Here is a 23,034-nt window from a genome sequence, read left to right as displayed (position 1 = left end):
TGGGCCGCAGAGATAGCAGTGCAGGAAGCTGGGCTTGAGATGGTTGGCGCGAGCCAGACGCCGGATGTAGGAGTTGACGGACTCTCCGAGGCAGGGGCGGAGCCGGACCGGCAGTGGTGCGAACCGGGGCGGTAGTTCGCTGTTCATCGGAACGTGGCGGTCTTCGTGGCCAGTGACGCCGTGGTGTGGGCGGTGTGGTCGAGCGGAATGGCCTGGAGGCTCTTCTTGGTGAGCTTCTCGGTGCCGGTGAGGATGGCGTCCACGGCGGCGACCAGTCCTTTCCACTCGCTGTTGCAGGGGAAGGGACGGGAGGGGATCAGGGTGAAGCGGCCGGCAATCTGGGCGCCCCGTGTCCCGGACAGCAGGCCGGATTCGGAGATGTCGATGCCGGCATGGACGAAGGTGGCGGCCAGGCGCTCGGAGAAGTACTTGAGCCTGTCGGCGACTTCGGGGCCGTGGCGACTGGCGAGTGAGATGTCGTGGAGTTCGTCGACCAGCACCAGCACCAGCACCAGCCCGGTGCGGGTGTCGGTGCAGACACCGACCGCGGCCTCGATGATGTTCGAGCGTGCCCGCACTGGCCGGACATGACGGTGGGGCGGCACCAGGCCGCCCCACCGAACCCCCGCTGCCCGATCGGCTCGCTCAGCGCAGGAGCGCGCCGAAGCGGGCGCCCGTGGCGGGCGCTGAGAGGTCGCCGGCGCCGAACGCGAGGGACGACGTGGCCGTGAGACCGGTCGCCGTGCCGTTCAGCACCCAGACCGCGCCGTTCCAGCTGTTCTCGGCCAGGGAACCGGCCGCGAGGTCGGCGTGGCCGTCACCGTCGACGTCCAGCAGCGCGCTGCTCGCGCCGAACTGGTCGTCGTTCTCGGCGACTCCGGGTACCCCGGCGGTGTCCTGGTGGAAGGTCTGCGTACCGGCGCCCGTGACACCGGAGGCGCTGCCGGGGACCAGGGCGATCGAGCCGGCGTCGGTGATGTCGCCGATGTCCTCGCCCGGGATGCCGAGCGCGATGTCGCCGAAGCCGTCGCCGTTGACGTCCGCCACCGAGACCGTGGAGCCGATCCCGTCGCCCTCCTCCTCCACGCCGGGGAAGCCGGGCAGGTCCTGGTCGAAGGTCTGTACGCGCTCCTCGGACAGGCCGGAGGCCGACCCGAACGCGATCTGGACCTTGCCGCCGTTCCAGTGGTTGCCCACCACGACGTCGTCGAACCCGTCGTTGTTCACGTCCCCGATGCCGGTGCCCGTACCGGTCGCCGTGCCGTCCGCGGGGACCCAGCCGCTGGTGAAGCCCGTGCTGCCGCCGCCGAGGAACAGGCGGTTGCCCCACTGGCCGTCGCCCGCGTACTTCCAGGCGACGATGTCGTCCTTGCCGTCGCCGTTGACGTCGCCGGTCCGGGTGGAGCGGATGGGCCCGCTGATCGAGTCGCCGTCCTCCTGGCAGCCGCCGTTGGTGGCGCAGGACGCGTCGTCTGCGTCGTAGCCCCACCAGTGGGCCTTGTCCAGCAGCGGCAGGGTGGCGGTGGGCTGTCCGGCACGGGTGACCGGGCCCTTCCATACGGTGGCGTCGCCGCTCGCCGGGTCGTCGCCCGCGCCGGACAGGTAGGAGAACAGGGCGAGGTCCGTCTTGCCGTCGCCGTCGAAGTCGCCGGTCGTGGGGGACTGCCCGTACCCGGGTACGGCCGTGCCGCCGGTGAGTCCGGAGGCGGAGCCCCAGAGGATGACGGAGCCGGGACTGCCGCCCGAGATCACCAGGTCGCTGAAGCCGTCGCCGTCCAGGTCGCCCTTGGTGAAGTTGGTCCCGAAGCGCTGGTTCGCGGTGGCGGAGCCGGGAACGCCGCTGGTGGAGCGGCTGATGAGCTTCTTGTCGGCGGCGGAGACCCCATTGGCGGAGCCGTAGGTGACGGCCACGTAGCCCGCCTTGGCCTTGCTGGAGATCGTGGCGTCCGGAGCCGACACGACCAGGTCGGCGTATCCGTCGCCGTTGAAGTCGTCCTGCGTGTCCGCGGACCCGGTGGCCGCCAGCGCCGGGCCCCCGGTGAGAGCCATGGCGCCGAATCCTCCGGCGAGCAGCACCGCGGCTGCCAGGGGTGCGGTGAGCGCGGTACGGGTCCGGCGGTGTGCTCGGGACATACGTGAGCCTTTCGAGTCGAGTCGGTCGGTTCTGTACGCGGAAGGCCGCGTTCAGTGGGTACGACTCAAGCCGGGCGATCCCAGTTGTACGTCTCAATGTCATGGATACGTAACCGAAGAGACAGGTGTTGCGCTGAACTCCCTTGTCGTCACAGGGAGTTCAGCGCATAGTCCCACGCGTGTTGTAAGTGGGCGTGCTGGTAGCAGCAGGTGAGTGTCGGCAGCATGGAGCGCTGGTTGCCTGATGACAGGGCGTGAGGCGTTTCCACCCTGACGGGTGATTGGACGGGCGACCCCGGCGGTGGGCATGTAAAGGCTCCTGGTAGACGGGTTCACGACCAGGATCACCAGTCCGCCAGGAGCTTTCGCGTGCTTGTCCACCCGTCCGGTATCGATCTGTCCAGCCGCACCCTGCAACACCTCCCCGGTCTCCTCGCAGGTCACCGTCGTCGGATCGGCTCCCGGTGGCGTCGCCCGACCTGCGGCCGACAGGCCCTGCTCGTCCTGGCCCACCCGCGCTGCGGCGACACCTACGCGTTGTTGGGCTGCATGCGCAGGGCTGTGGCGATCTCGCGGACGCTGATCCCCGGCCGGCTGTCGATGAGGCGCAGAACCTCCACCTGGGCGAGCGGGCGGGTCGATTGGCCGGTCGGCGGTGTCTGGCGCTGGCGGAGTGCCCGGTGCAGCGTCCACGCAAGACGGACCAGGTCGTCGGGCAGCCGAGTAGCCCGCAGCCCGCAGCCCGCCCCCACGTCCCTACTACGTTGCCTGCATGCCAGGATCTGTTTCTCGTGATGCGGGAATTGGGCAGGGGCGTCGAGGGCGGAATGCGACCGCCGACCGGGCGCTGGACATCCTCCTCATGTTTGACGACGACCGGCTCGTCCTCTCCGCCGCCGACGTGGCGACCCGTCTCGGAGTGGCCCGCTCGACCGCCTTACGGTACCTGCAGAGCCTGACCGGCAACGGCTTCCTGGAGGAGGACGACGGCTCGGGATTCCGGCTCGGGCCCCGGGTCGTCGATCTCGCGCGTCTGGCGCGCAAGGGCGTGGGGCTGTCGGACCTGGCGCGGCCCGTCATGCGCGGACTGGTGAAGCGCACCGGTATGCCCGCCCTGCTCACCCGGAGAACAGGTGGCACGGTCGTATGCCTGGAACGCGTGGACGCGGGCACCTCGCTGCGCCTTTCCTGCGAGCGCGGGGAGGTCCTGGCCATCAACGCCTGAGCTTCCGCCCTGGCCCTGCTCGCCTGGGCGCCGACGGAAGAAATCGACGAACTCCTGGCCGGCCCGTTGGTGAAGTCGGCCCGGGGCGCGGTTCCGGTCTTTCGACCGGCCCGTTTCCCCGGAGCCGCTTCCCGAACCGGGCATGCGACTTGGCACCGCACCCGGCTCTCCACAAGCCCCGAGGGGGTTCGTGGTGGTTGTTCTCATCCCGTGGCGTTCCAGGGGGTGGGAATCGTCAGGCCCCGCTATCGGTAGCGAGTGGTGCCTACCGTGATCGGGTTGACCGCCGGGTTGATCCGGGTGAGCAGGGCGTCGAGCGGCTGGTTCGTGCCGACCTCCCGGCGCATGTCTGGACCTTGGCCCCGCGACTGCTACGGGACCTCCGCCCCACCCACAGCCATCAGTCGGCAACGGACCTGCCCACCGCCGAACCGGCTGTGGGCGGCTCGGGCGACCGCGGATGGTTCCCACGTTCACCACACAATCGATCGGTCAGGGAGACGCCCAGCTCTACTCCGGCAGCATCGCCACGCCTACGCCGCAGGCTTTCAACGTGGCCTCCCCACCGGAACAGGAAATCCGGCTTCGGAGTTGACCCGTCTATCCGAAGACGGACAGTCCCGGCACGTCCCGCCGTTGTCGGGGCCGCTTGCCACCCTCCCCGGCGGACCCCGGATCAGGCTGCCCCCAGCTTCACCAGACCGCTGCGACGGCCCGGCGGAGAAGGTCTTCCACCTCCACTCGATTGCGTAGCGCCTCGTGGCGCACCCCCGCTGCACCGAAGCCACCCCTCGCCGATCCCGGGGCGCTGCGTGCCCGCCTCGCCGGGATCCGGAAGCAGGGATGCGCGGTGGGTCATGGCGAACTCGACCCCGACGTGCTCGGGATCGGGCTCCGGTGAGGGGTGAGAGAGGCGACATCGTCGGGGCGCTCGGTGTCGCGGCCTTCTCCCATCCCACCGGGTGCCGGAAGGAGAAGTGCCGCACCACATCGAGAGCGTGTGCCAGGCGGCCGAAGATCTCTCGGGTCAAGCGGCGCGCATGGGGATCGGCTTAACGCGGAAAGTCGTACACGGCACCCGTACGATGTCCTGCATGACAGGACGTAAGTCAGGCAAAGGTACTCCGGTGGGCCAGTACCGGGAACGCAACTCGACCGCGGAACGTGCGCTCGACATCCTCGGACTGTTCTCGCAGGACAAGCTGTCCCTCTCCGGCCAGGAGGTGGCGACCGCTCTGGGAACGGCACGTTCGACCGCCTACCGCTACCTCCAGAGCCTGGTCGGCAGCGGGTTCTTGGAAGAGGACCCCCAGGGCGGGTTCCGGCTCGGCCTGCGTGTTCTGGAACTGGCGCGCCTGGCCCGTCGGGGGTACGGGCTGTCGGAGATCGCGCTGCCTCTGATGCGGGAGCTGTGTACCGAGGTCGGCGAGACGGTACTGCTGACTCGCCGTGCCGGAGGCGCCGCCATCTGCGTGGAGCGATGCGAGGCGGAGCATCCGGTGAGAATTTCCTACGAACGCGGCAGTGTGCTCCCTGCCAACGCCGGGGCCTCCGCCCTGGCGCTGCTGGCCTGGCTGCCCGAGCAGGAGTGCCGCGAGCTGCTGGAGGCCCAGAGACTGCAGCGGTTCACCGCGCGCACGATTACGGACGTCGACGGTCTCATGGAACGGCTCGCTCAGATCCGCCAGGACGGGTTCACCGTCAGCCGGGGTGAACTCGATGCCGACATCCTCGGTATCGCCGCCCCGATACGCGGATCGTCCGGGGGCGTGGTGGCCGCGCTGAGTATCGCCGCACTGGAGCACCGGGTCCCGGATCGACGGCTTGACGAGGTGGTCGCAGCGGTCCGCCGTGCCGCTGAACTCATCAGCGGCCAGCTGGCGGTCGTGGGGGACTGACCAGAGGGCCCGCCGGGAGCGCCGGTGGGCAGCTGGGCGTCGACCGGCGCCCGTTTCGCACCGGACGGGACCGATCATCATGACAACGGCTGCGGTCAGCATCCGTCCGTGTGGCTGCGCGCAGTAACCTTCGCCCCCCCCGCGGGGAGGAGACGCTACGCGACCGGGTACGGGAGGAGGCCGGCCGTTGTCTTCTCCCAGGCGGCCCGCGAATCGGTCAGCAACCCCGGTTCCGTGCCGACCGGATCGGCCTGTTCGCGTGCGTCGTTCGCCAGGTTGTACAGGTGATCGCTGTCGGCGGCGTCCCGGTAGTACTTCCACTCGCCCCGCCGCAGCGCCCGGTTGTCCCGTACCCGCCAGAACAGGTCATGCTCCGGCGCCTTCTTACCCTTCAGCAGATATCCGACGAGGCTGGTGCCGTCCAGCGGGTACGCCGGGTCGGGCCGGGCGCCGCCCACCTCCAGCAGGGTCGCGGTCCAGTCGGGGGAGAGGTTCGGTGCGTGGCTGACCTGGTGGCTCTCGATCCGGGCCGACCGGCGCACGATCGTCGGCACCCGGATTCCGCCTTCGAGGAGCACGGACTGCGCACCGCTGAGCGGCCAGTTGTAGGAGTAGCGCTCCCCGCCGTTGTCGCTGGCGAACAGCACCAGCGTGTTCTCCTCCTGACCAGAACGGCGCAGCGCCGCGAGGACCTCGCCGACGGGCGCGTCCAGGCTCTCCACCATCTGTGCGTACTTCTCGACATTCGTCAGCAGGCGGCTGCCGCCGAGGCCGCGGTACAACTGGGCGGGGACGAAGCCGGGTTGCACCTTCATGATCAGGGAGTCCTGACGCCAGACGTCGACGACCTTGTCGGCCTGTCCTTCGGGGGCGAGGTCCTTGAGCTCCGATGACGTGGAATCCGCCGGGAGCAGGTCAGGCGCTGTGGGAGCCGGACATCAGTCCTGCCAGGTCGTCGGGCTTGATGAACGAGGGGGGTGGGGGCGGCCCCCAGTTGAACAGTCCCTTGGCGCCCTCGAAGACTTCCGGCTTCCACAGCTGGTCGTCGACGATGCAGTCCAGGTCCGAGTAGTACTCGGAGAAATTGCCGGCGGGGTCCTTGAGGTACCAGAAGAAGTTGGAACCGGCGTGGTGCCGGCCCAGGCCCCAGACGTGGCGTTCGGGGTGGTCCTCCAGCATGGCCGTGGCACCGCGGCCCACCTCGTCCACGTCGTCGACCTGCCAGGAGGTGTGGTGCAGGAACGCCACCGGAGCGGCGAGTACGAGGATGTTGTGGTGATCGGTGGAACAGCGCAGGAAGGCGCCGACGTCACCCATCAGGTCGGACACCTTGAAGCCGAGACCGTCACGGAAGAAGCCGGTGGTGGCCTCGAAGTCGGTGGTTCCCAGGACCGCGTGACCCAGCTTCCGGGGCCGGACCCGGTCGCTTCGCAGCAGGGCGGGCGCTCGGGTGCCGGCGCGTTCGATGCGTCCTGGGCCGTTGTAGGGAGTGGGCGGGGTCTCGGGCTGGGTGGCGCGGGGTTCCACCTTGAGGACGGTGCGGACGCCGGTGATCTTCTCGTAGGCGGTGAGGGCGCCGGCTTCCTGCTGTGCGAAAACACCCAGCCGGTCCAGCCGGGCGGCGGTGGCGGAGAGGTCGTCGGGGGAGTCGACGCCCACGGTGATCTCGACGAGCCGGCGTGTGGGTGTGTGGACGACCTGGAGCTGGCGTCCTCCGTCCCGGGTGCCGAACCAGCCGTCCCCTTCGGGCGCGAGCCCGAAGTCGGTGTAGTACGCGACGGTCTGAGTGGTGTTGGGGACACCCATGACGACGGAGGACAGACGGTGCAGGGCCATGGTGAACTCCTGAACGCGGGAAGTACGTGGTGGTGGGTGCGCCGGCTTCAGGCGCGGAAGGTCTGGCAGAGCTTGCCGATGCCCTGGACGTGGCTCACGAGGACATCGCCGTCGGCGAGCCGGCGCTGCGGTGTACGGCCCATTCCGACACCCGCGGGGGTGCCGGTGAAGATGACGTCACCGGGCAGCAGGGTAAGGACGGCCGACAACCGGGCCACCAGGGCGGGCACGGAGAAAACGAGGTCTCTGGTCCGGCCCTTCTGCACCTCCTCGCCGTTGATCGAGCAGCCCAGTTCGAGGTCGTCGCTGTCGGGCAGAGCGTCCGGCGTGACCAGGTACGGCCCCATGGGGGTGAACCCGGGGAAGGACTTGCCCAGCCCGAACTGAGGTGCGGGTCCGGTGAGTTGCGTGATGCGTTCCGAGATGTCCTGGCCCACGGTGAGTCCCGCGATGTGCAACCAGGCATCGTCCTCACTGACCCTGTGGGCCGGCTCGCCGACGACGGCGACGAGCTCGACCTCCCAGTCCGTGTGGCCCCCTTCGGGGAGCCCCACTTCGGTGACGGGGCCCGTGATGCTGGAGACGTACTTGGTGAACACGGGCGGCAGGGTGTCGGGGACCGCGAAGCCGGACTCGGCCGCGTGCGCACGGTAGTTGAGTCCCACGGCGAGCACCTGCCGCGGAGCGGGGGCGGGTGAGCCGAGGTCCGTGGCCGAGAAGGGCCGCCCTGCGGGCAGTTCGGCACTCGCAGCCCACGTACGGAAGGCGGTCCAGCGCTCGTAGACCTCTTGGGGGTCGGGACCGAACCGGCCGTCACTGGCGTGCTCGATGTCGACGGCCGTGTCGTCGTCGGTGATGATGACGAGGCGTCCGGACAGGTTGGCGGTACGCACGTGCTGCTCCTCTGAAGGATGGGGGTGTCGTGCGGGTGGTCACACGAGGGGGGTGATCTTCTCTTCGATGCCGAGCAGGGCCTTGCCATACACCTCGAACGCCACCGTCGGCGCGGCGACCGCGTGCCGGCCCGCGGTGTTGGCGTCGCGCCAGATCCTCTGCAGGGGGTTGACGTCGGCGAAGGAGCCGGCGCCGTGCACGCTGACGAGGGTGTTGATCGCTTCCAGCACGTTCTGGATGGCCCAGCCGGTGTCCGCCCGCACTCGGGCGCGCTGGGTGAAATCGAGGTAGACCCCGTTCTGCGCGGCCTGGTCGATCTCGGCCGCGGCGCGTTGCGCGTGGAGCGTGGCGGTGTCGATCCGCAGGGCCGCCTCGGCGATCTGCAGCTGCACGGCGACCGACTCGGCCTGCGTCTCGTAGAAGGTGTACGAGATCGGCTTGCGGGCGGTCTTCTCCATGACGTACTCAAGTGCCGCGCGGCCCAGGCCCAGTTGGGGTCCGGCGAGCACCAGGGCCAGGATGGGCACGAAGGCGGAACGGGACAGGACCTCGTCCGTGTGCTCGGTCGGATACCGGCCCTCGATGGCGGCGGGCACGGACAGGACCCGGTGCTCGGGCACGAAGACGTCCTCGGCGATCAGACAGTTGCTCGCGGTGCCCTTCATCCCCGCGACGAACCAGGTGTCCTCCAGGGCGAGGTCACCGCGGGGCACGAGCGCGAGTGCCTGGTCCACCACCGCGCCGTCCTCGTCCGTGAGAGGAACACCGAGCACGGCCCAGTCGGAGTGCGAGGAACCTGAGTTGTAATACCAGCGCCCCGAGACCTGCCATCCGCCGTCGACCTTGGTCGTCGTGGAGGTCGGACTGAGTACCCCGGTGACCCGGGCGTCGGGGTTGGCGCCGAAGACGTCGTCCTGGGCTTTGGAGGGGAAAAGGCTGGTGAGCCAGTTGCAGACGTTCACGAGGGTGACCACCCAGGAGGTGGAGCCGTCCCCCTCGGCCAGGGCGGCCGACACGTCGAGCATGGTGCGCATGGACGTCTGGTGACCGCCGTACCGACGGGGAGTGGCGAGCTTGAACAGGCCGGCGTCCGCGATGGCGTCGATCACCGGGTCCGGTACCTGGCGGCCGGTCTCCGTGGCGGCCGCGTGCTCACGCAGCAGTGGCCGCAGGGCTGCGGCGCGGGCGACGAGGTCCTCATGAGTCGTCATCGGTGTGCGCTCTTTCTGTCATCGGCGGGACAGCGGTCCCTGGTTCGGGCGGGAGGAGTGATCAGCGCGCGCAGGCTGCGACGTGTTCGCGGATCGTGTGGCGAGGGCGGTCGGCGAAGGCGGAGTGGGTGCCGAACGTGCGGTGCCCGTAGACGAGCGGTGCCGCCGGCGTCGTTTCCGCGTGGGTGACCAGGCCGAGGATCAGAAGGTGGTCACCGCCCTCCACGGCTCGGGCCACCTCGCACACCAGCCATCCCGGTGCCGAGCCGAGCCGGGGAAGGCCGTGATCGAAGTCGAAGTCCACGCCGGCGAAGCGGTCGGCACCGCGGCGGGCGAAACCCAGGGCGAGGTCGTCCTGGCTCCGGGCGAGCACGTTCACACCGAAGCGTCCGGTGGTGGTGATGTGGGACAGGACTCTGGACCCGCGGTCGAGAGCCACGGTCACCATGGGCGGGCGCAGCGACAGGGAGGCGAAGGCGCTGACCGTCGTGCCATGGGGGAGACCCTCCGCCGTAGCGGTGACGATGGTGACTGGGGCGCAGACACCGGCCATGAGGTCGCGGAATGCCTGCTCACCGAAGGAGGGGATCATGAGGATCTCCATTCGTCATAATGATTACGGTGATGCTGCATCCGGGTTACATGGGGCGTCAAGAGGTGCGACTGTATTCGCCATAATGATTTCTCGGCGCCGGTCGAAGGGCGGAGTGGCTGTGGCGGCACGTAAGGAAGATGCTCAACGTCGAGGTGCGGGCGCGAGCAGGGCGGTCGATCCACCGGCATTGCGACGCGCCGAGTGGGGGCAGGCGGGAAGTGTGTCTCGTGCCGAGGCCGCGGCGGACGCTGTGGCCGAACTGGCCGCGCGTGTCACTCCTGGCACGCGACTGGGTACGAAGGACGAGCTCCGATCGCGCTGCGGGGTGTCTGTCGGGACGTTCAACGAGACGCTGCGCCTGCTCCAGACGCGGGGAGTGGTGACCGTGCAGCGCGGTCCGGGAGGCGGTCTGTTCGCCGCCGAGCAGACCCCGATGACGCGGCTCGCCCACTCCGTACTGGCCCTGGACGCGTCCCAGGGTGATGTCGCGCAGGCGTTGCGCATCCGCAACGCTCTTGAGCCGCTGTTGTGGCAGGACGCGTTGTGGCATGCCTCGCCGGCCGATGTCAAAGACCTCCGAGTGTGTCTGGAGGGCATGGCCGAGGCCGCGGCCTCGGGTGACGCGGACGAGTTCGTGGTGGCCAACTGGCGGCTGCACGCCAGGGTTGCCGACATCACTCCGAACTCTCTTCTGTGTTCGCTCTATGTGGCCCTCCTGGAGCTGGTCGAACGTCATGCCCTGGCGGTCCGGCCGCAGGCCGGCGTCTCTCTCGCGCAGCACGTCCGCGACCGCTGGAAGCTGCATGCCGCGATGGTCGACGCCCTCGACGGGCGAGACGAGGGAACTCTCCTGCGGCTCGTCGCTGAGCACGACACGACCAAGGCCGTCGATGAAGGGTGAGGCGGGGGCGGTGCCGACGGCCGAGAGGAATATACGACGGGACTGTCTTGTATAGGAGGACCATTGTCCTGCTATTCCGGTCATCCTGCCAGGGGTGTGCGCCTCTCCACCCTTGGCAGGTCTCCCACCGTGCACCCGGCCGATCCTCGATCCTGGAGCGGATCGAGGGATCGACCCTGTTCAGGCCGTTGGGTGGCCGGTTTCCCGGCTGATCGGATGTGGATGCTGGGCGTGTGCACTGTGGTCGGCGGCATCGGGCTACTCGCCGGGCTCTTCTGGTGGTCGATCGGGGTCGCGGCGGCTGCGAGTAGCGTCGCTCATCTTGTCGCGGCGCTCGCCTTCCACCTTGAGTCCCGGAGTGTCGACCGGCCGATGAACGGCGTCATCGTCTTGACGGCCCTGTCTGTCGCCCCTTGGTACTGTGCGCGTCGCGTCGGTGGCCGTGCGAGCGCCAGGTGGGTGGCGAGATGTCGTAGGTCAGCCCACCTGCTCACCAAGTTCCTTTGCGATGCGTGTCAGCGTCGGCGCGACCCTCTCGGTCCATCCTGTGTCGGCGCGTGAACTGGGCGCTGTCACTGCGATGGAGGCGCGGGTGTGGCCGTGCCCATCCCGTACCGCGGCGGCCACTGAGCGGACTTCCGGCTCACCCTCGCCGTCGTTGATCGCGTAACCGCGCTCCCGGACCGCCCGCAGCTCGGGGAGAAGTTGGTCGAGAGTTGCGGATACTCAAGTCCCCTTTTGTATCAAGCGTTTGACACAACGCTCCGACAGAAGCCATCTTGTACCCATCGCTTGGTACAAGATAATTCGGGGGATCTCCAGATGCTCGACACCGTCCCGCTGCAGTCCCGGATCCTCGACCATGCCGACCACTACGCCCGTTGGTCCGGTCTGGCCATCGGGATCGTGGCCGCACAGCATCTGATCATGATGAACAGCGGTGACATCGCGCTGCCCCTGGTGTTCGCCATCACCGCTTTCGGACTGTGCGCGGTGGGCGGTGTGCTGCTCGGTGACGCCCTCACCCTGCCGCCGCAGGAGGCGGTGCGCACCGCGAGCCTCGCCCCGCGCCTGATCCGGGACCAGGTGCCGCCGCGGATGGCGCCCCTGCTTCTTCTGCAGGCGGCGTTCCTCGTGGTCCTGTTGCTGATCGGCGCGGTCACCGCATCCTCCGTCGTCGACCGGCCCGACAGAGCGGGGAGCGTCATCAACGTCACCTGCGAAGGGATACGCACCTCGCTCGGCCCCTGGCCCGGCCTGTACTACAGCGGCCCGATGTTCGCCGCGCTCGCGGTGGCGACCCCGGTCTGCGTCTGGGCCCTGCGCCGCATCGCCGACGGCACGGCCGACGAACAGCAGCGCCGCGACCGTGCGTGGGCCATCACCGGAGCCTGGGGGCTGCTGGTGTCCAGCCAGGTGCTGCTCGTCGTGCTGATGCTCTTCGTCGCGCTCACGGACAAGGCCTGCGCCGGCCCGCTGGGTGCTGCCACCATCGTGGCGATCTGCCCCCTGGGCCTGCTGGGCATGTTCTGCTTCGGATGGTCCCTGGCCACCGTGGTGGCGCCCAGGGCGGTCGACGACGAGGCAGCCTACGAGGGGACTCCCGGCGATGAGTGACCCCGTCGTCCGCGTCGACACCACTGGCCAGGTACCGCCGTACGAGCAGATCCGCGCCCAGTTGGCCGCGCTGATCCGCACCGGCCGGCTGGCCGAGGGGGAGCGGCTGCCGACCGTGCGCCAACTCGCCACCGACCTCGGGCTGGCGCCGGGCACGGTGGCCCGCGCCTACCGTGAACTGGAGGCCGGCGAGCTGATCCGCACCCGCCGTGGCGCGGGCACCAGGGTCGCACCGCTGCCGCCGGACGCACCCGCGCACGATGCCGGCCGACTCACCACGCTGGCGCGGGACTTCACCTCGGCCGCCCGTGCGCTCGGCGCCGAGAGCGAGGACATCCTGACCGCCGTCCGTGACGCCCTGGAGCCCGGATCTCCTTCCTCTCCACCCGCACCCGGAAGCGGAACGCCCGGCCACAGAACGGCGGGTGTCACACCGGCGGTTCAGCGGCTGCCCCGGGGAGCGGCACGGTGAAGAGGGCGGCGCGCGGCACGTCGTAGGGGCCGCCTCGCGCTGCAGGGCACGCCGTAGCCGGAGGCGTGCGGTGGCGGTGTGACCGCCGCACCCGCCCCAGCAGCTACCGATCACCGCTGCCGCGCAGATATCGAGTGATCATGGCGGTCAGCTCCTTCTCCAGCCGTTCGATCTGGAGGGGGTGTGGGCTCGCCATGAGCTTGTGGGTGTTCATCTCCACCGTTCCCACGACGAGTTCCGCGGCCATGTCGAGATCCTCCACCCGTACGTCCGGATGCCGGGCGAGTACGTCGCGTATCTGCTCCACCCGTGCCTTGCCGTGCCGGTCCATCGCTTCGATCAGTTCGCTGGAGACCGGCGCTTCTTCGATCATCATCCGCAGGAGTTGCGGGTCGTCGCGATGGTGGTCGATCGCGTCGCGGACGAGGGCCAGCACCGTCTCCTTCAGGCTGCCGGGGGTCAGGTCCAGCTCTTCGGCTCCCGTCCAGCCACCGCGGTCGATGTGACGGACCAGCAGCTTGGCGAGGATGGCGTCCTTGTTCGGGAAGTACTGGTAAAGCGAGCCGATGGACACGCGGGCGTGCTCGGCGATGCGGTTGGTGGTGCCGGCGGCGTAGCCGTACTCGGCGAAAACGTGAGCAGCGGCGCTGAGGATGCGCTCACGCGTAAGTTCGGCGCGCACCTGCCGAGGCGTACGACGTGGGGCGAGACGGCGTTCGTCGGAGGGCATCCAGTGATCCTTCCGGGCGGTGGAAAGCGAGTAGCCAAAAGTTGAGCTTTTACTCAGAATGATGCCATGACCTGCGCAAACAAGCGAAGCGAAGTAATCGGAGCGCTTCCGTGATCCCCCAGGTGGGCATTCCTCGCGAACGCACGGCGATCACATGGGAAGTGCGGCGGCGCGAGCTGCTCACACCCGGCTTCGCCTGCGTCACCCTCGGCGGCCCCGACGTGCGGGACCTCGTCCCTGGAGGCGGCGACCAGGCCGTCCGTCTCTTCTTCACCAGGGAGGGGCAGAGCGAACTGAGGATGCCGACCGCCTCGAACGAGGCGGCGTGGATGGTCCAGGTGATGCTCATGCCCAGAGCGGCCCGCCCGTGGGTGCGCAACCTGACCGTCCGGCGGCTGCGGCCCGCGGAGCAGGAGATCGACATCGAGTTCGCCCTGCACGGCGACTCGCCCATGAGCTCGTGGGTGCGCCGGGTCGGGCCGGGCGACCCGGCCGGGATCTACGACCTGGGGACCAGGTACCGGCCGCCCGCACATGCCGGGGGCGGCTGCTGGTGGGTGACGACAGCGCGCTGCCGGCCATCCTGTCGATCCTGCAGGGCGACCCGGACCCGGTGCCCACCGAAGTCTTCGTGGAAGTGGCGACCGAAGCCGACGTCCGGCCCGTTCCCGCGCGGGCCGGTGTGCGCTTCCACTGGCTCAGCCGCGACGACCGGAGACTGCGGCCCGGCGTCCGCGCGCTTGAGGCGATCCGCGACGCCGAACTGCCCGAAGGCCCCCTCTACGCGTGGGTGGCCGGCGAGTCCCGGCCGGCCACCGGCGTCCGGCGGCACCTGGTCGACGACCGCGGCGTACCCAAGCGGGACATCTTCTTCCATGGCTACTGGCGACCGGGCCGGTCCACCCCCGGCTGAAAAGGACTCCCATGCAGCAGCACACCCTCCGGCCGGACTCCGTGCGCCGGCTCTCGTCCGCGGCCGAGGTCGAGGCGGTCGTCGGCCGTCCGGCCGCGATCGTCATGCGCAAGCAGATCGGCGTCCTCGACGCGGGCTGCCGTGACGTCCTGGCCCACAGCCCGGTCGCGGCCCTCGGTCACCGGGACGCCGACGGCACCGCCCGGACCACCTTCGTCGGTGGGGCGCCCGGGTTCGCGCGCGTCCACTCCCCGAAGCGGTTCTCCTTCCGCGTTCCCGGGCCGGCCGTCGCGCACGGTCCGGTCTCGCTGTTCTTCCTGCTGCCCGGTGTGGGCGAGGTGCTGCGCGTCAACGGCACCGCGTCCGCCCTCAAGGGCGGGGAGACAGCCGTGGACATCACCGAGGCGTACGTACACTGCGCGCAGGCCGTCATCCGGTCCGGCCTGTGGGAGCCGCCCGCCCCGTTCCGGGCAGCAGAACCGGTACCGGGCGAGGGCCCGCTGACCGGCCCCGGCGTGAGCGACTTCCTGGCCGCCTCACCCTTTCTGGCCCTGTCCACCTGGGACACGGACAACGGCGGTGACACCAGCCCGCGCGGGGATCGGCAGGCGGTCGCCCGCATCCTGGACGGCCGTACCCTGGTCCTCGCGGACCGCAGGGGGAACAAGCGCGCGGACACCCTGTACAACCTCCTGCGGGACGACCGGTTGTCGCTCGCCGCGCTCGTCCCCGGCCGCAGCGGCGTGCTGCACGTCCACGGGCGAGGCGCCATCACCGACGACGCCGCCCTGCTGCGGATGATGGCTCTGCGCGGGGTGCCCCCGCATCTCGCACTCGTCATCGACGTGGAGTACGCCGAGGTGAGCGGCAACGACGCGGTGTCCGGTGCGAGGCTGTGGACGCCCGACGGACGGGCCGGTCAGGGCCGCGTACCCGACATGATGGCCCTGGGCGGTGCCCACCTGGCCGCCAACTCGGCGGAGTCCGGGAGCAGATCGGCATGGCTGATCAAGCTCGTCACCTCCCTTCCCGGGGTGAGCCGGCTCCTGCGAAAGGTCGCCGACCGCGCCTACGTCTCCGGACTGCGCAAAGAGGGTTACGACGGCGTTCGCGCCCCCGCTGCCGCACACCGCGGCGACGCCTCACAGGATGCCCCCCAAGTCGGCGCGGTGCAGGGCCCGTTGCGGCCTGTGCGTGTCCGCGAGATACGCCGGGAGACACCCACCGCCCGAACCCTGGTCCTTGAGGACGCGCCCGGTCGGGCCGAGCGATTCGACTTCCGTCCGGGACAGTTCTTCACGCTGGTCACGGACTTGGAGGGCCACCCGGTACGGCGTGCCTACTCGGCCTCCTCGGTCCCCGGCGCGACACAACTGGAACTCACCGTCAAGCACGTGGAGGGCGGACGCTTCTCGACGCACGCCCACCGCGGCCTGCGTCCCGGGGACCGCCTCGCGGTACGCGGCCCCTCCGGCACCTTCCACGCCCCGGCGCAGGCCCCCGACGAGCTGGTGCTCATCGCGGCGGGCAGCGGCATCACCCCCATGATGAGCATGATCCGAACGCGCCTCTCCGATCCTGCGGCGGCCGGCAGGATCCATCTGCTCTACAGCAGCCGGAGTCCCGAAGACATCATTTTCGGCGACGAGTTGACCCGAATGGAGGCGGAGTGTCCGGACCGGCTGGCCGTCACCCACGTCCTCACCCGCCGCGACGGCCGGCTCGACACCGAGGGCGTCCGCCGATGGGTGACCGGCCTGTCCCTGTCCGACGGCGCACACCACTATGTCTGCGGCCCCGAAGCGCTGATGGACACCGTTCAGGACGTCCTGCGGCAGTTCGGCGTGCCGGACGAACGCATGCACCAGGAACGCTTCAGCGGTGGCGTGGCCGCTCCCACCGCCGCGGCACCCCAGGAGATGAGAGTCGAGAAGGAGGGGAGCCTCGTCGGAGCCACCGTGGTCGAGCCCGGCCAGACGCTGCTCGACGCCGGTCTCGCCGCGGGACTGCGTATGCCGTACTCCTGCACGGTCGGCAACTGCGGCGAGTGCATGGCGCGGCTCGGCGGCGGAGAGGTCACGCAGCCCGAGCGCACCTGCCTCACACCGGAGCAGAAGGCCGAGGGGTACGTGCTGACATGCGTCGGTTGTCCCCTCTCGAAGGTGACGCTCGACATCACCGATCCGGCGGCCCCCGAGGAATCTTGAGGGCCGGAGGCGGCACCACCACGTGCGGGGATCCGGTCCGGCGGCAGGGCCGGGTCGGCGATCAGGGTGCCGGTCCAGGCCTCGCGCAGCCGGGCGAAGAGCGCCGGCCGGGATCGGCGAAGTCGTGGATGGTCCGGCGGATGTCGTCGGCGGTCCGCACGGCCTCGGTGGCCTGGCGCCGGTCGGCGGTGGACCCTCAACCGCGCCGCAAGCGGTTCGCCGGCTCGTGGGTACCGAGGCGGGCCGGGGCCAGGAGGGGGAGGTCGTCGTCTCGTGCGTCATGTGGGTACCGTAGAACTTGACGTCGGTGTAAGAAGCAAGCGGAAATGATGTGATCTGCGTCATGCGAATCGGTGAGTTGGCTCGGCGCACGGGCGTCAGTGAACGGTCGCTGCGGTACTACGAGCAGGAGGGCCTGCTGACCGCGGAGCGGACACCGGGCGGGCACCGGGACTACACGGAGCCGGCGGTGGCCCGGGTGCGGCGGATCCAGGAGCTCTACGCGGCCGGCCTGTGCAGCTCGAAGATCGTGAGACTGCTGCCCTGTATGAGCGACAGTGACGGCGGACCGGCGGAGACGGCGGACGAGTTTTTGGTGAGCGAGCTGACGGCGGAGCGGGCCCGCATCGACCGCGTGATCGAGGATTTGCGGCGATCCCGCTCCCTGCTGGACGCCATCATCGACACCGCCGCCGCACCCCCGGGCCGAGGGCACCGCACGCCTCGGCCACGGTGAAGCGGGCCGTCAGCGGCCGGTGCTCCTCGCTGGCCGGCCACTTGACCGTCTCGCCGGCGCTGGTGCGCACGACGCGCCCGTCGCGGGTGCCGACCAGACCGACGCCGTCGGTGACGTGCAGGACCTGTCCCCTGGCGTGGGAGTGCCAGTTGGTACGCGCGCCGGGGGTGAACCGCACCAGCACCGGGTCGACCCGGACACCCCGATCGAGGAGGTCGCCGGGGCGGTCGCGGAACTCGTACAGGCGGGCAAGATACGCCACTTCGGTCTGTCCGAGGCGGGCGCGGTGACGGTCCGCCGGGCGGACGCCGTCCATCCCGTGACCGCCGTCCAGAGCGAGTACTGCCTGTGGACCCGCGACCCCGAGCCCGAGGTGCTGCCCGCGCTCGCCGAACTCGGCGTCGTCGGACGCGTGCCGTTCAGCCTGCTCGGCAAGGGCTTCCGCACCGGCACCGCGGACACCACGACAGCGTTCACCGAGGGCGACATCCGCACCACCATCCCGCGGTTCGACCAGACAACCTTGCCGCCAACCAGGCACACGTCGACCACGTCACCGCGCTCGCCCGCGCCCGCGCCCGCGCCCGCGCCCGCGCCCGCGCCCGCGCCCGCGCCCGCGCCCGCGGCGCCACGCCGGGCCGGCTCGCGTTGGCCTGGCCGCTCGCCCAGCCCTCTGGATCGCCCCGGTCTCCGGTCTCCGGTCCCCGTCGCGTCGAACGCCTGGAGTGAGACGGCATCCGCCAACGGGTTCCGCGAAAAACCCGTTGGCGGGCCACGGCGGCCACTGCTACTTTTCCGGAGGCCGTGCGAGAGAACGAGGAGGTGGTACCCGTGACATCACTGTCGACATGGGTGCTCTCCTCCGGGGTCACGGTCGGGCGATAGGTCGTCCGGGAGCGCCGTTCAGCAGCACTCCCGAAAGGCCCGACCAATGCGCGACACGAGCACGCACTTCACTTCCGAGCGCCGCCTTGACGACGGCGTCCTCGAACGCGAATTCACCCTCGGCGAGATCCCCGGCACCCTCTGGACGCCTGAATCCGCCGCACCGGCCCCGCTGATCCTGATGGCCCACAACAACGGCCTGCCCAAGAGGGATGCCCGGTTGGTGGCCCGGGCCCGGCACTCCGCGGCGCACGGCTACGCGGTGGCCTCCATCGACGCCGCCGGGTGCGGCGACCGGCCCCGTTCCGCCGCCGACGAACAGGTCCGCGCCGACCTCCGCCGGGCCATGCGGGCCGGCGAGCCGGTCGACGAGATCTTCGAGTCCGTTGTCGGCCCACTGGTCGAGAAGGCGGCCCCGGAATGGCGGACCACCCTGGACGCCCTCCTTTCGCTGCCCGGGATCGGCGGCCCGGTCGGGTACTCGGGGTGGACCGCCCTCGGCATCCGGCTGGTGGTGACCGAACCGCGTATCGCAGTCGCCGGCTTCTTCGCCGGGGGATACGTGCCCCACGCCCAGCGCGAGGAGGCCCGGCAGGTCACCGTTCCGCTGCTGCTCCTGCTGCAGTGGGACGACGAAGGGAACCCCCGGCAGCGGGCCCTGGACCTGTTCGAAGCCTTCGGCAGCAAGGAGAAGACGCTGCACGCCAACATGGGCGGGCACACCGGCACCCCGTGGTTCGAGGTGGAGGACGGGGGCCGGTTCTTCGGGCGGCACCTGAAGTGAGGCCGGGCTGTCCGGCCGCCGGCAAGCGGTAGGTGGTAGGCGGCACCGGCCGCGACGCCGCTGGTCGAGGCAGGCTCCGGCCTTTCTCGACGAGCGGCGTCGCCCCGCCGCGATCAAGTGAAGGGCGCGGTGGGTGAGCCGGGCAGTGCTGCTCCTTGCGGCGCGCCGACATCAAGCCGGACCGGGCACGGCCCGGCGCTGCCCGGTCCGGGCGTGCGCGGCCGCGGGTCCGTCGTGGGTGGTCGCGCCGCTAGAGAGCGCCGACGGGTTCGGGGCGGCGGGCCAGCAGGCGCAGGCATGCCACCGGGCGGTCGCGTACGGGGCGGCGGGTGACCGTGGCGCCGCGGGTCGCCACCGATTCCAGGCGCTGGTGGTGCAGGTCCAGGATGAAGCGCATCAGCCGCCGGTGTTCGTCCGAGCAGTGGTCGAGCAGTACGCCGGCCTCCCGGAGCGTGCTGCGCGCGGTGCGGGCGGTGGCCGCGACCAGCGCGCGTACTCCGGGCAGGTCGCGGCCCCGCTCCAGATCCTCGCGGGTGATGTCGTACCGGTCGAGATCGCTGACGGGCAGGTACAGGCGCCCCTCGCGCAGATCCTCGTGCAGGTCGGTCAGGATGTCCGTCCGCTGGGCCGCGTCGGCGAACAGCCGGCAGGCGGCGGCGAACTCGGCGCTGCCGCCGCCCTGATGGGCCAGACCCGAGGTGATCATCAGGAACGGCCAGGTGAGCTGTTCCACGTACCGCTGGTAGTCGGCCTCGGTGGCGAAACCGGGGAAGTCGAGGTCGATCCGCGCGCCGTCCAGATACGAGTCGACCCACCGGCGCGGCAGCTCACGAGAGGCCGCGGTGTGCAGGAAGGCGCGCAGCAGCGGGTGCTCGGCGGTTCCCGAGCCCAGCGCCGTACGCACCTGCGCGTCCCACGCGTCGTAACGCCGGGTGCGTTCCCCGACCGTGCCCCGGTCGCAGACGTCGTCGGTGTAGGAGGCGAACGCGTATCCGGCGAGGACGTGGGGCTGATGGTCCGCGGGCACCATCAGGCGCACCGCCAGGTAGCCGGCCGGCTCCCGCCGCCGCATGAACCGCGCGGCCTTCATGTAGTCGTCACGCAGCGTGCCGTGGCTCACCCCGGCCGCTTCGAGACTCTTCCGCCAGGTCCGCACGTTCCGCTCTCCTGAAACTGCCGGTCTGCAACCACCGAAGCGACGCAGGCTATCAGTCACGTGATCTTCGGCGGACGGCAGGTCCGGCGGGCGGCGGGTCCGGACGGCAGGTCCGTGCGTCAGCGGCGCCTGCGCAGGGTGTACGCGGCGCCCGCCGTGATGAGGAGCCCCGCCGCGCCGCCCGCGACGAGGGGCAGGGCCGGGGCCCGGTCGTCCTCGTCGGAAGTGGCGGAGGAGACCGCCTCGCCGGGATCGCTGGTCACCGTCTCCGACGGCTGCGGGGGAGCGCTGGTCACGTCGGTCGGGGACTTCGAGGGGGAGGGAGCGGCGCTGGTCTTTGCCGCCGCGGACTTCGTCGGCGACGCCACGGGCTCGCGCGTCGCGGACCCGGCGGACCCGGCGGCCTTCTTCGCGGCGGGGAAGACCACGTCCGAGCACGAGTAGTACGTGTCCGGCGTACTCGTGTTCTGCCAGATCGTGTACAGCAGGTGGCGTCCGGTGCGGTCGGACGGCAGCTCGGCCTTGATCCGGTAGGCGCCGTTCACCAGCGCCGGGTCGGTGGCCGTCGCGAAGGGCCGGCTCGGCAGGTCGGACCACTTGAGCGGCTTCGTCGGGTCGTAGCCGTCCTTCGTCAGGAACAGCTTGAACGTTCCTGTGTGCGGGATCGTCGACTTGTAGGTGAGCGTCATGCCCGCTCCGGCGGTGAGCCGGGTCGAGGGCCAGTCGGCGCGGGCCAGATCCAGGCCCCGGTAGGCGGCGAGGCCCGCGCTGCACAGCTTGCCGTCGGGGACGACCTGCCGGTCCCGGCCGTCGACTCCCGCCAGCCGCAGGTTGTCGAAGACGGCGACACCGGAGGCGGCGGCGGCCCGGCAGGCCGCCGACCGGGCCTGCTGCCCGCCCTCGGGGGAGCAGGCCACCACCCGGCTGACCGGATCCGTCGGCGCTCCGTGCGCGGCGGCGGGCCCGGCGGCCCCCACCGCGAGCAGAAGCGGGGCCGTCCCGGCGAGGACGACGAGGGCGGCGGTGCGGGGTGCGGTCGTCATGGGCGGGATTCCTCCTGGGACGGCGGACAGGGGAAGCCCGCTGTCCCTGAAGTACGGGGGCGGCGCAAGGGGCGTTCAACTCGCCGCCCACGGGCAATGCCCTCCCGTCGGCCCCCCTCCGGTACACGGGACCTGGCGTCCATGAACCAGCAGGTGGACAGCTGGCGCCGACTGCCCGAGGACGTGGCCCGGACGTATCTGCGGGAGAACGGATCGCTCCCGTAGCAAGGCCGTGACGACTGTGGCCGTACTGGTGCGACGGAACGGCTTCCGCCACGACCTCCGCGTCGGTAGACGTCTTACATGGAAAACGGGGGACACCGCCCGACGAGGCGGGGAAAGTTATGCGAAACGGTGGTGGGAGCGGCCACGCTCGAAAAGCCCAGGCTGCTGAGCGAGGTGGATTCCGTGCCCTGCGACGGCTACCAGAAGCTGGGCAGGTCGTTCCCGAAGCAGCAGCTGGAACTGCAGCGGCTGTACGGGGTTTCCCAGCGGGCCTTCGAGAGGGAGACCAGGGTCTCGCTGATGGCCACCGTGGAGTACACGCTGCGCAGCGCGCTCGCCTCTCCGCAACTCGACGAGACGCAGCGCAGCTCCAGCCTTGAGGACTACCTGGACAAGGAGATCGCCGGCATCAGGGCCAGGGTCCGCCAGGACAGAGCGGTGGCTGTCAGCCGCGGGCTCAACGTCGGGCTCTCCAGCGGGCTGCTGCTCAGTCTCGTGCTGCTCAGCCTGCCGCTGATGGCGGGCGCGTGGGGGTGGCTCGGGGACCTGGGAATCACCCTGAACTGCAGCGACCGCTGGACGCTCCTGGGTGTCTTCCTGAGCGGCGGTGCCGGGGCGTTCGGCGCGGTGTTCAGCGTGCTGGCGCGGCTGCGCAACAGCGGGGACGAACTGACCCGTCGCAAGGCCAACGGACACAGCGCGGCCGTCGTGCCGGGCCAGATGTCGCGGAGCATGCGGTACGAGGGCGTCTATCGCGTGGTCATCGGCTGGGTCCTCGGTATCGCCGTGTTCCTGTTGCTGAGCGCCGAGTTCGCCCAGGTGATCGACGTACCGGTCGCCACGGGCGACATCTGCGGTGGCCAGGAGGCGGCGAGCACCTCGTTCTGGGTGTTCTGGTGCGCCATCGGCTTCCTGTCGGGCTTCAACGAACGATGGACCTTCGGACTGCTGAACCGCTCGTCCCGTTCCTACGGCGCGGACAGCAGGGACGGCGCGGGCACCAGGGACGGTGCGGACAGCGGCGGGAGGGACAGGTCTCAGGCGTCCGCCACCGACTCGAAGTCCACCTGACCGCGCGCCCCGTCGAGCACGGCCACCCACCCGGCGTCGTGCTGGAGCATCACGCCGAAGGCCGGCTTGAGCGGGGCGCCCACCGTGCCCCAGGACGTCATGCGGTGGACGAGGGCGGCCACCGTGCCGCCCTCGGCCGGCTCCTCGCCACCCACCCAGCCGTAAAAGTTCACCGTCCGCGTCCAGGACGACCGCCCAGCGCGCGCCCTCCGCGTGCAGCCGGGCTGTCCAGCACCGCCGCGGGCGTGTCGTACTGCTCGATGCGGCCCTGCCCGTACACGGCGACGCGGTCGCCGAGCCGGACGGCCTCCTCGACGTCGTGCGTGCCCAGCAGCACCGTCTTGCGCACCACCGGGTCGGCCGTCGCGATGTCCTCGCCGCCGACGAGGATCCGGCCCGGGTCGGTTCGATGAGCCGGTCGACCATCATCGTGGTCGTCGTCCCGCCGCAGCCGGACGGGCCCACGAGCCTGACCGGTTCGCCCTCGGACACCTCCCGCGTC

20 protein-coding genes and 7 pseudogenes are annotated in these 23,034 nt (G+C 70.4%); 13 read left to right on the top strand and 14 right to left on the bottom strand.

The features are described 5' to 3' along the window. Positions 1 to 143: 143 nt before the first annotated feature. Positions 144 to 581: pseudogene (locus ACIOKD_RS28480) on the bottom strand (ATP/GTP-binding protein); the annotation flags it as partial. 64 nt (positions 582 to 645) lie between these two features. Further along, entirely contained in the window at positions 646 to 2,133 is a 1,488-nt protein-coding gene (locus tag ACIOKD_RS28475; RefSeq protein ID WP_402089647.1) for an FG-GAP and VCBS repeat-containing protein, read from the bottom strand. A 369-nt stretch (positions 2,134 to 2,502) separates the two neighbouring features. On the opposite strand from ACIOKD_RS28475, the pseudogene ACIOKD_RS28470 reads away from it, so the two are divergent. After that, positions 2,503 to 2,676: pseudogene (locus tag ACIOKD_RS28470) on the top strand (IS5/IS1182 family transposase); the annotation flags it as partial. Here ACIOKD_RS28470 and ACIOKD_RS28465 read toward each other — a convergent pair. Further along, positions 2,664 to 2,885, bottom strand: a complete 222-nt coding sequence (locus ACIOKD_RS28465; RefSeq protein WP_402089690.1) for a hypothetical protein — start codon at positions 2,883 to 2,885, stop codon at positions 2,664 to 2,666. The pseudogene ACIOKD_RS28470 and the gene ACIOKD_RS28465 overlap by 13 nt on opposite strands. A gap of 20 nt (positions 2,886 to 2,905) precedes the next feature. Here ACIOKD_RS28465 and ACIOKD_RS28460 point away from each other — a divergent pair, with 20 nt between their 5' ends. Next, a complete protein-coding gene (locus ACIOKD_RS28460; RefSeq protein ID WP_402089644.1) occupies positions 2,906 to 3,358 on the top strand; it encodes an IclR family transcriptional regulator in 453 nt (150 codons plus the stop codon). Positions 3,359 to 4,452: 1,094 nt separating this feature from the next. After that, on the top strand, positions 4,453 to 5,256 hold the full coding sequence (locus tag ACIOKD_RS28455; RefSeq protein WP_402089643.1) for an IclR family transcriptional regulator: 804 nt from the start codon (positions 4,453 to 4,455) through the stop codon (positions 5,254 to 5,256). Positions 5,257 to 5,411: 155 nt separating this feature from the next. Here the strand turns inward: ACIOKD_RS28455 and ACIOKD_RS28450 are convergent. The 5 genes and pseudogenes from ACIOKD_RS28450 to ACIOKD_RS28430 form a co-directional block, all read right to left on the bottom strand. Continuing rightward, a pseudogene (locus tag ACIOKD_RS28450) lies at positions 5,412 to 6,002 on the bottom strand (sulfatase); the annotation flags it as partial. Between the two features lie 169 nt (positions 6,003 to 6,171). Then, a complete protein-coding gene (locus ACIOKD_RS28445) occupies positions 6,172 to 7,092 on the bottom strand; it encodes a VOC family protein (RefSeq protein ID WP_402089640.1) in 921 nt (306 codons plus the stop codon). Positions 7,093 to 7,139: 47 nt separating this feature from the next. Then, entirely contained in the window at positions 7,140 to 7,985 is an 846-nt protein-coding gene (locus ACIOKD_RS28440; protein ID WP_402089638.1) for a fumarylacetoacetate hydrolase family protein, read from the bottom strand. Between the two features lie 39 nt (positions 7,986 to 8,024). Next, entirely contained in the window at positions 8,025 to 9,197 is a 1,173-nt protein-coding gene (locus ACIOKD_RS28435; protein WP_402089636.1) for an acyl-CoA dehydrogenase family protein, read from the bottom strand. A 61-nt stretch (positions 9,198 to 9,258) separates the two neighbouring features. Beyond that, on the bottom strand, positions 9,259 to 9,789 hold the full coding sequence (locus ACIOKD_RS28430) for a flavin reductase family protein (protein WP_402089634.1): 531 nt from the start codon (positions 9,787 to 9,789) through the stop codon (positions 9,259 to 9,261). 223 nt (positions 9,790 to 10,012) lie between these two features. Between ACIOKD_RS28430 and ACIOKD_RS28425 the strand changes: the two genes are divergently transcribed. Both ACIOKD_RS28425 and ACIOKD_RS28420 read left to right on the top strand, forming a co-directional pair. After that, complete coding sequence (locus tag ACIOKD_RS28425) at positions 10,013 to 10,693, top strand: FadR/GntR family transcriptional regulator (RefSeq protein WP_402089632.1); 681 nt, start codon at positions 10,013 to 10,015, stop codon at positions 10,691 to 10,693. Between the two features lie 96 nt (positions 10,694 to 10,789). Further along, positions 10,790 to 11,254: a DoxX family protein gene (locus tag ACIOKD_RS28420; protein WP_402089630.1), complete on the top strand. Its 465-nt coding sequence runs from the start codon at positions 10,790 to 10,792 to the stop codon at positions 11,252 to 11,254. Here the strand turns inward: ACIOKD_RS28420 and ACIOKD_RS28415 are convergent. Beyond that, a pseudogene (locus tag ACIOKD_RS28415) lies at positions 11,171 to 11,395 on the bottom strand (IclR family transcriptional regulator C-terminal domain-containing protein); the annotation flags it as partial. The gene ACIOKD_RS28420 and the pseudogene ACIOKD_RS28415 sit on opposite strands and share 84 nt — an antisense overlap. Positions 11,396 to 11,515: 120 nt before the next feature. Between ACIOKD_RS28415 and ACIOKD_RS28410 the strand changes: the two are divergent. Further along, positions 11,516 to 12,310: a hypothetical protein gene (locus ACIOKD_RS28410; RefSeq protein WP_402089628.1), complete on the top strand. Its 795-nt coding sequence runs from the start codon at positions 11,516 to 11,518 to the stop codon at positions 12,308 to 12,310. Further along, positions 12,303 to 12,686: pseudogene (locus ACIOKD_RS28405) on the top strand (GntR family transcriptional regulator); the annotation flags it as partial. The gene ACIOKD_RS28410 and the pseudogene ACIOKD_RS28405, both read left to right, overlap by 8 nt. A gap of 199 nt (positions 12,687 to 12,885) precedes the next feature. On the opposite strand, the gene ACIOKD_RS28400 reads toward ACIOKD_RS28405, so the two are convergent. Further along, on the bottom strand, positions 12,886 to 13,512 hold the full coding sequence (locus ACIOKD_RS28400) for a TetR/AcrR family transcriptional regulator (protein WP_402089626.1): 627 nt from the start codon (positions 13,510 to 13,512) through the stop codon (positions 12,886 to 12,888). A gap of 110 nt (positions 13,513 to 13,622) precedes the next feature. Here ACIOKD_RS28400 and ACIOKD_RS28395 point away from each other — a divergent pair. The 3 genes and pseudogenes from ACIOKD_RS28395 to ACIOKD_RS28385 all read left to right on the top strand — a co-directional run bounded on the left by ACIOKD_RS28395 (position 13,623) and on the right by ACIOKD_RS28385 (position 17,368). Continuing rightward, positions 13,623 to 14,425 (top strand): annotated as a pseudogene (locus ACIOKD_RS28395) (siderophore-interacting protein). A gap of 11 nt (positions 14,426 to 14,436) precedes the next feature. Beyond that, positions 14,437 to 16,632, top strand: a complete 2,196-nt coding sequence (locus ACIOKD_RS28390) for a 2Fe-2S iron-sulfur cluster-binding protein (protein WP_402089624.1) — start codon at positions 14,437 to 14,439, stop codon at positions 16,630 to 16,632. Between the two features lie 343 nt (positions 16,633 to 16,975). Beyond that, positions 16,976 to 17,368 carry a MerR family transcriptional regulator gene (locus ACIOKD_RS28385; protein WP_402089623.1) on the top strand — a complete coding sequence of 131 codons (393 nt, stop codon included), beginning with the start codon at positions 16,976 to 16,978 and terminating at the stop codon, positions 17,366 to 17,368. Here the strand turns inward: ACIOKD_RS28385 and ACIOKD_RS28380 are convergent. Further along, complete coding sequence (locus ACIOKD_RS28380) at positions 17,310 to 17,684, bottom strand: cupin domain-containing protein (protein ID WP_402089621.1); 375 nt, start codon at positions 17,682 to 17,684, stop codon at positions 17,310 to 17,312. The two genes, ACIOKD_RS28385 and ACIOKD_RS28380, sit on opposite strands and share 59 nt — an antisense overlap. On the opposite strand from ACIOKD_RS28380, the gene ACIOKD_RS28375 reads away from it, so the two are divergent. Next, complete coding sequence (locus tag ACIOKD_RS28375) at positions 17,574 to 18,203, top strand: aldo/keto reductase (protein ID WP_402089684.1); 630 nt, start codon at positions 17,574 to 17,576, stop codon at positions 18,201 to 18,203. The genes ACIOKD_RS28380 and ACIOKD_RS28375 overlap by 111 nt on opposite strands. Before the next feature lie 96 nt (positions 18,204 to 18,299). Next, positions 18,300 to 19,037: a dienelactone hydrolase family protein gene (locus ACIOKD_RS28370; RefSeq protein ID WP_402089620.1), complete on the top strand. Its 738-nt coding sequence runs from the start codon at positions 18,300 to 18,302 to the stop codon at positions 19,035 to 19,037. Positions 19,038 to 19,287: 250 nt separating this feature from the next. On the opposite strand, the gene ACIOKD_RS28365 is transcribed toward ACIOKD_RS28370, so the two are convergent. Further along, entirely contained in the window at positions 19,288 to 20,193 is a 906-nt protein-coding gene (locus ACIOKD_RS28365; protein WP_402089618.1) for a squalene/phytoene synthase family protein, read from the bottom strand. A gap of 119 nt (positions 20,194 to 20,312) precedes the next feature. Then, positions 20,313 to 21,236 carry a lytic polysaccharide monooxygenase gene (locus ACIOKD_RS28360; RefSeq protein WP_402089616.1) on the bottom strand — a complete coding sequence of 308 codons (924 nt, stop codon included), beginning with the start codon at positions 21,234 to 21,236 and terminating at the stop codon, positions 20,313 to 20,315. A gap of 357 nt (positions 21,237 to 21,593) precedes the next feature. Between ACIOKD_RS28360 and ACIOKD_RS28355 the strand changes: the two genes are divergently transcribed. Beyond that, entirely contained in the window at positions 21,594 to 22,532 is a 939-nt protein-coding gene (locus ACIOKD_RS28355; RefSeq protein ID WP_402089614.1) for a hypothetical protein, read from the top strand. Here ACIOKD_RS28355 and ACIOKD_RS28350 read toward each other — a convergent pair. Next, positions 22,499 to 23,027, bottom strand: a pseudogene (locus ACIOKD_RS28350) (ATP-binding cassette domain-containing protein); the annotation flags it as partial. The gene ACIOKD_RS28355 and the pseudogene ACIOKD_RS28350 overlap by 34 nt on opposite strands. Positions 23,028 to 23,034: the final 7 nt, after the last annotated feature.

The sequence above is a fragment of the Streptomyces sp. NPDC087844 genome (assembly GCF_044742785.1).
Taxonomy (GTDB): Bacteria; Actinomycetota; Actinomycetes; order Streptomycetales; family Streptomycetaceae; genus Streptomyces.
This window is presented reverse-complemented; position numbering and strand designations above follow the sequence as displayed.

Bases quoted from the DNA above. Each gene is read 5' to 3' on its own strand.
- ACIOKD_RS28390 (WP_402089624.1), top strand. From the start codon at position 14,437: ATGCAGCAGCACACCCTCCGGCCGGACTCCGTGCGCCGGCTCTCGTCC.
- ACIOKD_RS28360 (WP_402089616.1), bottom strand. From the start codon at position 21,236: ATGACGACCGCACCCCGCACCGCCGCCCTCGTCGTCCTCGCCGGGACG.
- ACIOKD_RS28410 (WP_402089628.1), top strand. From the start codon at position 11,516: ATGCTCGACACCGTCCCGCTGCAGTCCCGGATCCTCGACCATGCCGAC.
- ACIOKD_RS28400 (WP_402089626.1), bottom strand. From the start codon at position 13,512: ATGCCCTCCGACGAACGCCGTCTCGCCCCACGTCGTACGCCTCGGCAG.
- ACIOKD_RS28385 (WP_402089623.1), top strand. From the start codon at position 16,976: ATGCGAATCGGTGAGTTGGCTCGGCGCACGGGCGTCAGTGAACGGTCG.
- ACIOKD_RS28370 (WP_402089620.1), top strand. From the start codon at position 18,300: ATGCGCGACACGAGCACGCACTTCACTTCCGAGCGCCGCCTTGACGAC.
- ACIOKD_RS28430 (WP_402089634.1), bottom strand. From the start codon at position 9,789: ATGATCCCCTCCTTCGGTGAGCAGGCATTCCGCGACCTCATGGCCGGT.
- ACIOKD_RS28435 (WP_402089636.1), bottom strand. From the start codon at position 9,197: ATGACGACTCATGAGGACCTCGTCGCCCGCGCCGCAGCCCTGCGGCCA.
- ACIOKD_RS28475 (WP_402089647.1), bottom strand. From the start codon at position 2,133: ATGTCCCGAGCACACCGCCGGACCCGTACCGCGCTCACCGCACCCCTG.
- ACIOKD_RS28455 (WP_402089643.1), top strand. From the start codon at position 4,453: ATGACAGGACGTAAGTCAGGCAAAGGTACTCCGGTGGGCCAGTACCGG.
- ACIOKD_RS28460 (WP_402089644.1), top strand. From the start codon at position 2,906: ATGCCAGGATCTGTTTCTCGTGATGCGGGAATTGGGCAGGGGCGTCGA.
- ACIOKD_RS28445 (WP_402089640.1), bottom strand. From the start codon at position 7,092: ATGGCCCTGCACCGTCTGTCCTCCGTCGTCATGGGTGTCCCCAACACC.
- ACIOKD_RS28380 (WP_402089621.1), bottom strand. From the start codon at position 17,684: ATGGACGGCGTCCGCCCGGCGGACCGTCACCGCGCCCGCCTCGGACAG.